This is a genomic window from Veillonellaceae bacterium, assembly GCA_025992895.1.
Classification (GTDB): Bacteria; Bacillota; Negativicutes; order Veillonellales; family Dialisteraceae; genus Dialister.
In genome coordinates this window covers 82831-95092 of the sequence record DAJPGA010000001.1, presented here as the reverse complement: position 1 = coordinate 95092, position 12262 = coordinate 82831, and the positions used below count along the sequence as shown (strand labels likewise).

The window sequence follows — 12262 nt, the reverse complement described above, 5'->3', positions numbered from 1 at the left end:
ATGAAAGGAAATTTCCCCGGAGGTGTTCTTATGAAACGGTTTTTGAAATGGTTTCTCCTCATCGTATCCTGCCTGACACTCGGCCTTGCTGCCGGCTGCGGCAATGGCACAAGCAAAGCGCCAGCTTCTTCTGCTCCTTCCAGTCAGAAGGTCATCCGCGTCGGCATGGACGCAGCGTATCCGCCTTTCGGCTTCCAGAACACGGAAACGAAAGCCTATGAAGGCTTCGACGTCGATGTCATCCGCGCCATCGGCAAGGCAGAAGGCTTTGAAACGGAAGTCCACAACATTGCTTTCGACGGCCTGATCCCGTCCCTCCAGTCCGGCGTCATTGATACAGCCATCAACGATATCACCATCACCCCGGACCGCGAAAAATCCGTCGATTTCTCCAAGCGCTACTACATCGCAGGCCTCGGCGTCGTCGTCAAAGCAGACAATGATGCCATCAAGACCGCTGACGACCTCAAGGGCAAAGTCCTTGGCGTAACGATCGGCTCCACCGGTGAAGAAGCTGCCAGGAAGATCGAAGGCGCCAACGTGAAGGTCTACAATACCCTCTCCGATGCCTTCCTCGACCTCAAGCAGGGCGCTGTGGATGCTGTCGTGAACGATATCCCGACGAATGAATACTACGTCGCAAAGACAAGCGACCACTCCGTGAAGACCGCTCCTGTCGCTCTTACGAGCGAAGACCTGGGCATTGCCGTCAAGAAGGGAAATAAGGACCTCCTGAAGAAGATCGACGACGGCCTGGCCAAGATCAAGAAGAACGGCGAATTTGCTGCTATCTACAAGAAATGGTTCGACCGTGAACCGCCGGCTGAACTTTTGAAATAAGGAGGAAGCCATGATTGCTGAAATTCTGAAGAAATATCCATTCATCGTCCTGGACGGCGCTTTTTCCACCGAGCTCGAGAAACAGGGCTTTGCCATCAATGATGAACTCTGGAGCGCGATTGCTCTTTACAAGAACCCCGAGCTCGTCGAAGCTGTCCATCTGTCCTACTACGAAGCAGGCGCCGACATCGTGACGAGCGCAAGCTACCAGGCGACCGTCGACGGATTCGAGAAGAAGGGGTTCTCCAAGGAAGAAGCCGCATCCCTCATCCAGAGTTCCATCGCTCTCGTGCAGGATGCCAGGGACGAATACCTTTCCTCCCATGAAGAAGAAAACCGCCCGGCGCCACTGACCGCTGCTTCTGTCGGCCCTTACGGTGCCTATCTTGCTGACGGTTCCGAATACAGAGGTGACTATGGCAAGACGAGAGAAGAACTCGCCGATTTCCACAGAGAAAGAATCCACATTCTGGCGGAAGCAGGCCCCGACGTCTTTGCCTGTGAAACGATTCCCTGTCTCGTCGAAGCGCTGGCAGAAACCGACGTCCTTTCTGAAATCCCGGGCGCAGAAGCATGGGTATCCTTCTCCTGCAAGGACGGACTCCACACCTGCGGGGGCGACCTCATCTCCGACTGCGCCAAAGCGCTGAAGGACATCAAGGAAGTCGCTGCCATCGGCATCAACTGCACCGCGCCGCAGTATGTCGAATCCCTGATCAAGGAAATCGTCAAAGTCACCGACAAGCCCGTCGTCGTCTATCCGAACTCCGGCGAAGACTACGATGCAGGAAGCAAATCCTGGGAAGGTAGCGCGGCCAGGTACGAAGACTACGTGAAAATCTGGTACGAAGCAGGCGCCCGCCTCATCGGAGGCTGCTGCCGCACCGGCCCGGAAGACATCCGCAAAGTCGCTGCATTCAGAAAATCCCTGATTGAGAAATAAGGAAATCAAAGAGGGCTGTGGAATACGCATTTCTACGGCTCTCTTTTTATGCTCTGAGACTCTTTTCGATGAAAATCGACATTTCTCAGGAAGATAAACAGACTTTCTGTTCATTTTTTCGAAAACTGTTCGTGATTCGTGATATAATTTATATAGATTTTATGAATGAAAGAAGGGTGAAGGGGATATGGCACAGCTTTTGCGGAGAAGGATTTACAATTACACAGTGCTGACGCTGGATAAGGAAGGATCGATTCCTGATTTCGAAATCTTTTCCGCTGCCGCCATCCGCGTCCGCGACGGCAAGGAAGTGGCGACCTACCTTTGCCCGGACTTCCCGACGGATGCGAAGAAGCGGACTGAAGAAGTGAACCGCCTGCGCACCTTCATCGGCAACGACATGGTCATCACCTGCGATATCAGCGGGATGACGCCTGTCATGGAAAGTCTCTATATGAACTCGATCGAAGCCTTCTTTACGAATGCGACGCTCGACCTTCTGACCGTCGAGGAAGAGGTCGAGAAATCCGTTCCGGATCCCAAGCCGTTCCACGAAAGAATGAGCCATTTCCGCCGCGTCGTCGAGCCGCTCGAAAGAGCCCGCGGCATGCGCGAAATTTACGAAGAAGACGCGAAGGCCCTCTTTGGCTATCAGGAAGGCTACCCGTACTGGCTCTGCTCGCTTCCCTATGAAGAAGAGCGATACATGGCCAAGCATCTTCCCTCGAAAAGAAAGAAATTCTGGAAAGCCCTCCTCTGCTGGATGGTCGGCTGTCATTACTTCTACCTCGGCCATCCGAGAAGAAATATCTTGTACCTCCTGCCCCTGGGCGGATGCTTCCTTTGGATGCTGAGCGACCTCTACCGACTGCCCGTGCTCCTTGACGTGGAAAACGGAAGGATTGCGGCTGAAGTCTATAAGAATGCGCCGAAGGTCAATCGTCCCTCCATCATCCGATGGGCGCCCTACACCGGCGAAGACTCCGCAGATGAAGGCGGAAGAAGAGGCCTCATGTCCGGCCTCATGCATTTCTTCAGATAAAAATAAAAGAGCTTTGAAAAGATGATTTCTCATTTTTCCAAAGCTCTTTTTTATGTGTATCTGTCAAATCTTTCGTATATGATCTTTAGGCAGCTGTTCTTCGCCCAGTTTCTGGAGCCGTTCCGCGTTCTTGGCGGCGGTCAGGATGTAGATGAAGTCGCCGGCCTTGAGGACGGTTTCCGGGTCCGGGATCATGTTCTGCCCTTCTCTCTTGACATTGACGACGACGGTCTGTTTCAAGTGCGGTACGCGGGAGAGGGGCTTGTTTTCCAGAATGGAACCGCTTGCAATCGGTACCTCGACGATGGTTCTCTGCTCTTCCGCTGCTTTATCCGGATGAGAAGCAAGGGAACGTTTCAGGAGGGAATCGTAAATCGGTTCACCGTGGAGAAGCTCGGCTACAATGTATGCCACGGCCGAAGCAAGGGCCAGCGACATCAGGTGGCCGAAGTCGCCCGTCATTTCAAGGATCAGGAGCGTCCCGGTGATGGGGGAGCGGACGCTTGCCGCGAAGAGGGAGACCATGCCGATGATGACGATATTCGGGATGTAGATATCCGTGATGAGGCCCATCATGACCATGACGCGGCCCTCCGCAGCACCGAGAAGCGCACCGATGACAAGGAGCGGAAGGAAGAAGCCGCCAGGCACGCCGCAGCCGTAGCTGATCAGCGTGAAAATATATTTCCCGACGAAAAGAAGGAGAATCATGGAGAGCGTGTACGGATATTCAGCAAGCTTGTCGACGAGGAAATTGCCTCCGCCGAGGACATCCGGCAAGGTAAAGCCCAGGAAGCAGGCGGAAAGAAGCGCAAAGGCGATCTTCATGAAGTTGTTCTTGAAAATGGGGAGATTATAGAACTTACTGATGTTGAGAAGTCCCCAGTTGAAGAGGATGCCGGCAAACCCGGATGCAATCGCAAGGATGACGACGTAGCCCAGATGGTTGGCAGGGACGGGGACGAGGTGGGTGATCGTGAAGCTCGTGTTCGTCCCGAAGAAGAAACGTGTCACGATTGTCGCCGTGATGGCAGATGTCATCGTCGGAAGAAGAACGGCGCCTGAGAAATTGCGGTGGAGTTCTTCGAGGGCGAACATCATACCGGCCAGAGGCGCATTGAAGGCAGCGGCAAGGCCTGCGCTCGCGCCGCTCGTGATGAGGTAGCGCTCTTCCATGCGTGTCCTTCCCAGCAGGCGCGACATGCCCTGCGCAGCGACGGCGCCGATCTGAATCGATGGCCCTTCGCGGCCGAGCGACAGCCCCGCACCGATGCCGACAGCACCAGCCAGGATTTTCACCCAGAGGATGCGGATCCAGCGCATGCGCATGACGCCTAAGATGACGCCCTTGACCTGCGGAATGCCCGAGCCTCCTGCTTCCGGCGCATAGCGGCCTATGCCGTAGAGAGCAAGACCTGCTATGGCAAGGATGGCGAGCCAGAAAAGGAGCGGCTTGAAATCACCGGCTGAAAAACCGGGAATGATATATGTGTTGTATAAAAAGATGCGGTACTTTTCCGCCTCCGCAAGGAGGAAACGGAACAGACTGATAGCCAGTCCTCCCAGTATCCCGACGAAAATGCCTTCTACGAAAAGGCGGAGCCGGAATTTGTGCCAATTGTCCAGCGCGATGTACGTTTGAAGAAGCTGGCGGTTGAAGGCTGTGGAGGACGAGGATTTATCCGTCTTCGATGAGTCCGGCTGCATAGGAACCTCCTGAAAATGAGTGAAAAGGCAAAACCGGCTTTCGCCGGCGCCTTAGATTACAGATCGACCTGATAGGTGAGGACGGCGTCAATCGCGGAGACGGCATCTTCCCAGGTACGGAATGTGTCTTTCATTTCATGTTCATAGAATTCATCGTCAATGTACTTCATATTGATCTTCACATTGATGATGGACGCATGGATGCAGGCGATAGCGCTCTGCGCGGCCATGACCGTGTCGCTGATGGCATTCTTGTTGCCATGGAGAAGCAGATCGGTGAAGCAGGGGAGAAGCTCGCTCATCGTCTGCGCCATCTGCTGCGGGACAGAAATCGCTTTCTTGAAAGCATCCCACTGCTTTTCCTGTCTTTCATCAAGCGGAAGGCTTCTGATTTCACGAAGCGTCTTCATGAGTTCCAGGAAATTGGCGGCATCCTCATCCATCAGGTCGAGGAAGATGGAGCGGGCCATATTGAATACGGAAAGGTATTCATTCGCCTTGTCGTGGAAATCTGCGTAATTCTTATTGGCTGCCGTCAGGTGGCATACCATTTCAGCCAGAGCGCATGCCTGCGCGCCCAGAAGCCCGGCTGCTGCGCCGCCTCCCGGAGCCGGGGCGCTGCTGCCCAGGTCGTCCAAAAATTCATCAATCGTTCTTTGACGGAAAGGTTTCTGATCCATAGCTGCACCTCTGTAACATACGAATTAAATATACGAAAAGACTCTCCCTGAAGGAAAAGTCATTCATGCATTATTTATTATTATACGTTTGAACGCCGCTCTTGTCATTTCAAAATTTACAAAGGGAACAATTCATTGAAAGAAAAGGACATTCAGACATATCCTTTAAGTGCTATATAATAGATATATAAAATAAAAGAGACATCAGAGGGACTGCAGAAATCATTTCCGTAGATAAATTTTTACAAAAATCAGACGGAAATAGCGAAAAAGAATTGACGAGGCGTGTCGTATGTGATATGATTATCAACGTCATATGGCTCTGGTCATATGACTCTATATGTGGCGGGTGTGGTGAAGCGGCTAACACGGCGGATTGTGGCTCCGTTATGCGTGGGTTCGAGCCCCACCACTCGCCCCATTTTTTTTACCTAATTTCAGGGCTTGCCTGATCATATATGGGGGTATAGCCAAGCGGTAAGGCAACGGACTTTGACTCCGTTATCGGTGGTTCGACTCCACCTACCCCTGCCAACGGATCCTCAAGGGAACTGTAGAAATGAGACATCATTTTTACAGTTCTTTTTTTGTGCTTTCTTTCAGCTGCCGGGAGCCTCATTTGCATCTTCTTTCCGCTTATTATTTTTACCTTATATGCACTTTCGATGAACTTACGGAAGCATAGGAAAAGACATAATGAATTTAGGGAATAATAGATTACATGCTATGAGAAATAAATATAAACATGCAGAATTGATTATTTATTTCTCTTATGCATTGTGCTAAAATACATAAAATAGTCCGGGAAAGGGAATGGGAGCCCCTTCAAGATTCGGGTCTGAGAGGAGTTCTGATAATTCATGAGTGGTTCGATGCAGTTTTACCTGGCAATTGCTATTTTCGTTCTGACTTACGTCGCTATCATGTCAGAAAAGATTCCGCGTACGATCTGCGCCATGTTCGGCGGCGGTGCGATGCTCTACTGCGGCTATGTTACGCAGGATGAAGCCATCAAACAGTTCATTGACTTCAATACGATCGGTCTTCTGTGCGGCATGATGATCCTGATTGCCGTCGTCAAGAAATCCGGTTTCTTCCGTCTGCTGGCCCTGTGGGCGATGAAAATGTCCAAGGGGTCTCCAAGAGAGCTGCTCGTCCTGCTCTCCCTCGTCACCGCAGTGGGTGCGGCTATGATTGACTCCGTCACAGCAGCCCTCCTGATTGCGCCGATGACGATTTCTCTTTGTCGTATGCTTCACATTACTCCCGTACCTATCCTTGTTTCTGAAATCCTGATGTGCAACATCGGTGGTACAGCCCTCATGATCGGCAATCCGCCAAACGTCATGATCGGTTCTGCTACGCACCTCGACTTCAACGACTTCCTGCTGAACCTGGCTCCGGTCGTACTGATCGTCATCGCAGCAACGCTTGTCTGCATCCTTTTCATGTTCAGAAAAGAACTGCCGTCCAAGCATATGAGCCAGGAAGAAGTCGATGCTATCGATATTTCTTCTGCCATTGAAGACAGAAAGATCTTCAACCGTTCCCTGACCGTCCTGGCACTGACCATCGCAGGCTTCGTTGTACACGGCTACTTCGGACTGCAGTCCGCTACCGTCGCTCTGACCGGCGGCTTCGTTGCCCTCTTCGTCTGCGGACTTAACCCGGACGAAATCATGAAGGAAGTCGACCTGGATACACTGATGTTCTTCATGGGCCTCTTCGTACTGGTCGGCGGTATGGAAAATGCCGGCGTCATCACAGCAATCGCTCAGTGGGGCATCGAGCTCGTCAACGGCAACTACCATCTGATCACATACCTCATCCTGTTCCTCTCCGGCATTGCGTCCGCATTCATCGACAACATTCCGTTCACGGCTACCATGATTCCTCTGATCAAGGATATGCAGAGCCTCATGGGCATCAGCCATGCCGACTACATGTGGTGGGCACTGGCTACCGGCGCCTGCTTCGGCGGCAACGGCACGATGATCGGTGCATCCCCGAACGTCATCATGGTCGCTATCGCAGCGAAAGAAGGTCACAACATTTCCTTCGGCACCTTCATGAAATGGTGCTTCCCTCTGATGATTCTCTCCCTTATTATCTCGGCTGCTTACATTGAAGTACGCTACTTCATCCTGTAATCAGATCATTAAAAATGCTGTGTCAAAATGTGTAATCATTTTGACACAGCATTTTTTTGTTGGGATGTTCCATTAAAAGATTGTCTAACATCTAGAAGGCTCACCGTCGCTTGAGGAGATGAATCATTAAAAACCACAGGCGATGGTGCTTCGCCTTTTTAGAAACTGCACCTTTAAAACCATACGACCAGCCTACGGCTGAGGAAATGCAACTCATCGTAAAAACCACAAAACCAGCCTGGCAGCTGAGGAACTACTGTATCCGACCCGCACACCAACTTTCGAGTCATTCATACTCTTACCATTATTGTCAACCTGTATACGGCCCACCTTGGTATGATTCAACAAGAAAGACAGAATAATATCATAAATATATTAGGAGGTCATTCTTATGCCATGTAAAACCAAAGCGTCCCCGGAGGAAATGTTAGACCAGATTGCTTCATATCTCTATCAGGGTGTTACGATTACCCAGGCAGCTGAAAATCTTCATATGAGCCGCATAACATTCAGGAAATGGGTCCTCCGGTATAAAGAGGAGGGCTTTAAGGGATTGCGGCCCAGGCAGCATTTGTCTTACTACTCCAATCAGATGAAGATCCAGGCCGTAAAGGAATATCTTAAAGGCGGTGTTTCCATGCTTTCCGTCTGTGCCAAATACAGAATTTCCGGCACACTCTCCCTTAAAACATGGATTGAGGCGTATAATGAGCATAAGTTGACAGACCTCGTTTCTGAAGGAGGAGATCTTATGGGCAAACGCCAGCAATCGGTCAAGGAAGAGCGAGTCAGAATCGTTCAGGAGTGCATCGCCAGTGGATGCGATTATAACAAGATAGCCAAGAAGTACAACATGTCCTACCAAACGCTCTACACATGGGTAAAAAAGTTCAAGGAAATGGGCGAAGTTGGTCTTGAGGATTACAGAGGAAAGCCGATCAGGCTCCAAACGCCCCGGACCGAAGAAGAACAGCTGCGTCAGGAGAATGCCAGACTTCTTGAAGAACAGAAGGATCTTATAGCAGAGATTGCCCTGCTAAAAAAAAAGATGGAGATAGAGGAAAGGTTGCGTTCCTCGAAGGATTCAGCCTTACTCACCTTCTCAGAGATTTTAAAGCCATAAAAGAAGTCCATGAAGAAACCAACATCTCCATAGAAAGTCTCTGCCGACTCTCAAAGGTCTCCCGGGCAGCTTATTACGGATGGCTGAATCATATTAAGAGCGGCCGTGAACTGCTGAGAGAAAAGGTCGCACAGGAGGTCATGAAAACCCATCAGGAATATCCGGATATGGGATACCGCCGGATTAACGATTGGATCAAGAAGGATGACAACATCAATATAAATGTAAGCGACAGTCTGGTTCTTCGTATCATGCGGATACTTAATATTAAGTCCGTGATCAAGTACAAGACCGATGGTTGCACTCGTAACGCAAAGGATCCAAAGTACATTTTTGAAAACCTGCTGAACCGTGACTTTGATGCCGGCGTGTCCAATGCAAGATGGATGACGGATGTCACTGAATTCAAGTACACAACTGCTGATGGAGTTTTGCACAAGTTATATTTAAGCGCGATTATTGACGGCCATGATCGCCGGATTGTCTCTTATGTCATCGGCGACAGGAACAATACTGCACTGGCTTTTGAGACAATGGAAAAGGCACTTAAAGAGAATCCTGGAGAACATCCAATGATTCATACCGACCGCGGATTCCAGTATACAAGCAACGGATTCCATAAGATTGTTGAAAAAGCAGGACTGGTTCACAGCATGTCCCGTGTAGGCTGCTGTGCAGACAACGGTCTGATGGAAGGGTTCTGGGGAATGCTGAAGCGCGAACGTTACTACACACGTAAATTCACCAGCCGTAAAGCAGTGGTAAGCATGATCAACGGCTACATCTACTTCTACAACAACAAACGCATTCAGCGCAAATTACATCTTTTAGCTCCAATGGAAGTATTCAACGCAGCTCCAATGGCTGCATGATTAAGATTAAAGTACGATTAGATTTTTTATGATATTTATTTGTCTGTATTAACAAATCCGCACCACCTTCTCCTGCCGGAGCAAGGTTAACACCCTTAAACCTCGCTTCGCTCGAGAAAAAGAAAAAGCAGTGTTTTAACGAATTTCGTCACAGCCCCTCCTTTTGTGTGGGAAAAAACTCGGATTCCTTGGGAAAGAGAAAAACCGTACAACCTCGCTCTGCTCGAAGGAGATGAACCTCCTCAGGCGCCTCCGGCGCCAGCTCCCCCTACGGGGCGAGCTCAAACACCCTTAAGCCGAACTTCGTTCGTTAAAAAAGAGAAAAACCATACAACCGCAGCTTTGCTGCGTGGTAATTAACCCCTTTCGGCGCATGCGCGCCACTTTCCCCTGACGGGGACAGCCAAACCTCGCTGCTTTTTAGAAAATGTTCCGCTTCTCCACTGCTTCTTTATTTTGACAATCAAAAAGCCCGTGATTGCTCACGGGCTTTTATGATGCATCGGATTGGGCATTAGTTGCCGAATTCATCGGCTCCGCCGAGTTCCTGGCGTTCCGGATTCTTGACGTACTTAATCTGCTGGCAGACGCATTTATCTTTCAGCTTGTACAGTTCCGGCAGGAAGTCCATCACGCGGTTGAATGTCTCATCGTTGATGGAATACTTAGTCCAAAGTCCTTCACGACGTGCGTTGACGACGCCAGATTCGATCAGAATCTTCATGTGGTAGGACAGTGTGGACTGTGACAGCGTGAAATTGGAAAGAATGTCGCCTGCGGACATTTCGCGGCAGGAGAGCATGTCTACGACTCTCAAACGTGTTTCATCAGACAGCGCCTTGAAAATGCTGGCGAATTCCTTGTAGCTTGGCTGGAAATCCATGATAAAAGGCTCCTTTCTGAACCTATGTATCCGGGCGGTCACCGATTCATTCAAGATTATCCTCAATTCCTGCAATGAAAAAACGGAGAGGATTTCCCTTCAACAGATCACTAGATCCGCACTTCCTATCCCTCCGGCGCGGCCTGAGGTCTATCTATGAACCAGCTGACTCCGGAGACGTTCATCAAGAATTAATGGTGAATCCTACTCAATCGATACATTTAAATATTTTGTTCAAAACCATTGTAACTCACAAAGCCGCTTCTGTCAATCCAGATTTCTAGATATTGGGAAAATTCACAGCCTGACACCCCATATGATAGAAAACAAATTGTTCTGTACAATAGCGAGCTTTCTCTATAAGTAACATTATTCTAATGCATTTTTGCGATTTTGTCACTAAAAAATTGATAACTATTCATTTTGGCACAAACTTTTTTAAACCTATCGAAAAATTTGAACCTATATTACTAAATGTTTCTTTCTGTGCATCGAAAGGCACAAAGCTCGATACTCATTGAGGGAAATAAAAAGAGCTGCGGAAATGGGTAATCATTTCTGCAGCTCCTTTTGTGCTGGGATATTCTGTTGGAGGATGATCCAACAGAAGTATTTATTTGTGTTATTTGAAAATCGAGAGGATGCTTCGCCTTTTTAGAAAATGAACCCCTTTCGGCGCAAAAGGAAAAACTTTACTTAAACTGCACCCCTTTCGGCCATTATAAAATTCTACAAACACTTCCATGATTTCATATGCAATCATTGATATAATGGCCACTTTCCCCTGACTGGGACAGCTTCGCAAGGAATAAAAGAAAGAGCTCAGCTCTTATTTGTTTGAAACCTTACGAAACCCCATCCCTACCATACTCCTTCCCCTAACGGGGACAGCTAAACCTTGCTGCGCTCGTGGAAAGGCAGGGTCAAGACCGGCCTGCGGTCCTTCTTCCCCATTTGGGAAGGCAAGTGCCATCTGCCCGGATTATTTCTTGAATGTCCAGTATCTGGGGACGAAGATGTCTTCGAAGAGGTTGATGGCGAAGTTGTCGGTGAGGCCGGAGATGTAGTCTACGGCGGCCTGCGGGATGTTTCCTTCTGCCAGGACGACTTGTTTTTCGGGGAGGCGGCCTTCGTGGTAGGTGCCGTCTTCTTTCTTTTCTGTGTAGTAGTCGTAGAGCATTTTGACGACGTTGCTGCCGCGTTTCCTGTCCGGGATGAGGGAGGCGGACATGTAGACTTCATCGAACATGAAGCGGCGGAATTTGAGGAGGATCTCGTCTCCTTCTTTGGACATGTGGATGCCGTCTTCGTGTGTTTTCATGGAGTTTTCCACGACTTCGGTGACGAGGGCGGTGATCATGGATGAGTGGGTGACGCCGATTTTTGCTTTGACGTCTTCGGGAAGTTCAGCTGCGCTGATGAGTCCCATGGTTTCTGCGTCTTCGTAGTCGTGGCAGAGGTAGGCGATGCGGTCGGCGTACTTGATGAGGCTTCCTTCAAGGGTGCCGGCTTTGAGTTTGCCGCAGTGGTTGAGGATGCCGTCTTTGACCTGGACGGTGAGGTTCAGTCCTCTTCCGTCGCGTTCGAGTTTGTCGACGATACGGACGCTCTGTTCGTTGTGCTCGAAGTGGCCGGTGATTTCCTGCAGGGCCTGTTCTCCTACGTGGCCGAAGGGTGTATGGCCGAGGTCATGGCCTAAGGCAATGGCTTCGACGAGGTCCTCATTCAGACGAAGGGCTCTTGCCATGGTGCGTCCGATCTGTGCGACTTCGAGGGTGTGCGTCATGCGTGTCCTGTAATGGTCGCCCATCGGCGCGATATAGACTTGTGTCTTGTGTTTGAGACGGCGGAAGGAATTGCTGTGGAGGATCCTGTCCCTGTCTCTCTGGAAGGCCGTCCTCAATGGATCGGGATCTTCCTGTCTGTCTCTCGTGGAATTCACGGACAGAAATGCTCTATCGCAGACGATCTTGCTTTCTATTTCTTCACTCCGTTCGCGGATTTGCATAAAAGACCTCCTTG

General features: G+C 49.9%; 10 protein-coding genes and 2 tRNA genes. 8 read left to right on the top strand and 4 right to left on the bottom strand.

What is annotated here, in order from left to right; translation table 11 throughout:
- Positions 1-30 precede the first annotated feature (30 nt).
- The 3 genes from OIM03_00455 (at position 31) to OIM03_00445 (ending at position 2825) form a co-directional block, all read left to right on the top strand.
- A complete protein-coding gene (locus OIM03_00455) occupies positions 31-840 on the top strand; it encodes a basic amino acid ABC transporter substrate-binding protein (GenBank protein ID HJI72751.1) in 810 nt (269 codons plus the stop codon).
- Positions 841-850: 10 nt separating this feature from the next.
- The gene (gene mmuM, locus OIM03_00450) at positions 851-1783 is read left to right on the top strand and encodes a homocysteine S-methyltransferase (GenBank protein ID HJI72750.1); all 933 of its coding nucleotides are present in this window, start codon (positions 851-853) and stop codon (positions 1781-1783) included.
- Positions 1784-1970: 187 nt separating this feature from the next.
- The gene (locus OIM03_00445; GenBank protein ID HJI72749.1) at positions 1971-2825 is read left to right on the top strand and encodes a TM2 domain-containing protein; all 855 of its coding nucleotides are present in this window, start codon (positions 1971-1973) and stop codon (positions 2823-2825) included.
- A 63-nt stretch (positions 2826-2888) separates the two neighbouring features.
- Here the strand turns inward: OIM03_00445 and OIM03_00440 are convergent, their stop codons facing one another.
- Positions 2889-4532, bottom strand: a complete 1644-nt coding sequence (locus OIM03_00440) for a ClC family H(+)/Cl(-) exchange transporter (protein HJI72748.1) — start codon at positions 4530-4532, stop codon at positions 2889-2891.
- Between the two features lie 56 nt (positions 4533-4588).
- Positions 4589-5212, bottom strand: a complete 624-nt coding sequence (locus tag OIM03_00435) for a cyclodeaminase/cyclohydrolase family protein (GenBank protein HJI72747.1) — start codon at positions 5210-5212, stop codon at positions 4589-4591.
- A gap of 345 nt (positions 5213-5557) precedes the next feature.
- Here OIM03_00435 and OIM03_00430 point away from each other — a divergent pair.
- From OIM03_00430 to OIM03_00410, 5 genes are all read left to right on the top strand, one after another.
- Positions 5558-5633: transfer RNA gene (locus OIM03_00430), tRNA-His, on the top strand.
- A gap of 39 nt (positions 5634-5672) precedes the next feature.
- Positions 5673-5746, top strand: a tRNA-Gln gene (locus OIM03_00425).
- Positions 5747-6072: 326 nt separating this feature from the next.
- On the top strand, positions 6073-7362 hold the full coding sequence (locus OIM03_00420; protein ID HJI72746.1) for an ArsB/NhaD family transporter: 1290 nt from the start codon (positions 6073-6075) through the stop codon (positions 7360-7362).
- A gap of 424 nt (positions 7363-7786) precedes the next feature.
- The gene (locus OIM03_00415; protein HJI72745.1) at positions 7787-8485 is read left to right on the top strand and encodes a helix-turn-helix domain-containing protein; all 699 of its coding nucleotides are present in this window, start codon (positions 7787-7789) and stop codon (positions 8483-8485) included.
- Between the two features lie 29 nt (positions 8486-8514).
- Positions 8515-9357 (top strand): IS3 family transposase, encoded by an 843-nt coding sequence (locus OIM03_00410; protein ID HJI72744.1) that lies wholly within the window; start codon positions 8515-8517, stop codon positions 9355-9357.
- A 514-nt stretch (positions 9358-9871) separates the two neighbouring features.
- Here the strand turns inward: OIM03_00410 and OIM03_00405 are convergent.
- Both OIM03_00405 and OIM03_00400 read right to left on the bottom strand, forming a co-directional pair.
- On the bottom strand, positions 9872-10240 hold the full coding sequence (locus tag OIM03_00405) for a metalloregulator ArsR/SmtB family transcription factor (GenBank protein HJI72743.1): 369 nt from the start codon (positions 10238-10240) through the stop codon (positions 9872-9874).
- 982 nt (positions 10241-11222) lie between these two features.
- Complete coding sequence (locus OIM03_00400) at positions 11223-12248, bottom strand: deoxyguanosinetriphosphate triphosphohydrolase (protein HJI72742.1); 1026 nt, start codon at positions 12246-12248, stop codon at positions 11223-11225.
- Positions 12249-12262: the final 14 nt, after the last annotated feature.

Bases quoted from the DNA above. Each gene is read 5' to 3' on its own strand.
- OIM03_00405 (HJI72743.1), bottom strand. From the start codon at position 10,240: ATGGATTTCCAGCCAAGCTACAAGGAATTCGCCAGCATTTTCAAGGCG.
- OIM03_00420 (HJI72746.1), top strand. From the start codon at position 6,073: ATGAGTGGTTCGATGCAGTTTTACCTGGCAATTGCTATTTTCGTTCTG.
- OIM03_00400 (HJI72742.1), bottom strand. From the start codon at position 12,248: ATGCAAATCCGCGAACGGAGTGAAGAAATAGAAAGCAAGATCGTCTGC.
- OIM03_00445 (HJI72749.1), top strand. From the start codon at position 1,971: ATGGCACAGCTTTTGCGGAGAAGGATTTACAATTACACAGTGCTGACG.
- OIM03_00440 (HJI72748.1), bottom strand. From the start codon at position 4,532: ATGCAGCCGGACTCATCGAAGACGGATAAATCCTCGTCCTCCACAGCC.
- OIM03_00435 (HJI72747.1), bottom strand. From the start codon at position 5,212: ATGGATCAGAAACCTTTCCGTCAAAGAACGATTGATGAATTTTTGGAC.
- OIM03_00415 (HJI72745.1), top strand. From the start codon at position 7,787: ATGTTAGACCAGATTGCTTCATATCTCTATCAGGGTGTTACGATTACC.
- OIM03_00455 (HJI72751.1), top strand. From the start codon at position 31: ATGAAACGGTTTTTGAAATGGTTTCTCCTCATCGTATCCTGCCTGACA.
- mmuM (HJI72750.1), top strand. From the start codon at position 851: ATGATTGCTGAAATTCTGAAGAAATATCCATTCATCGTCCTGGACGGC.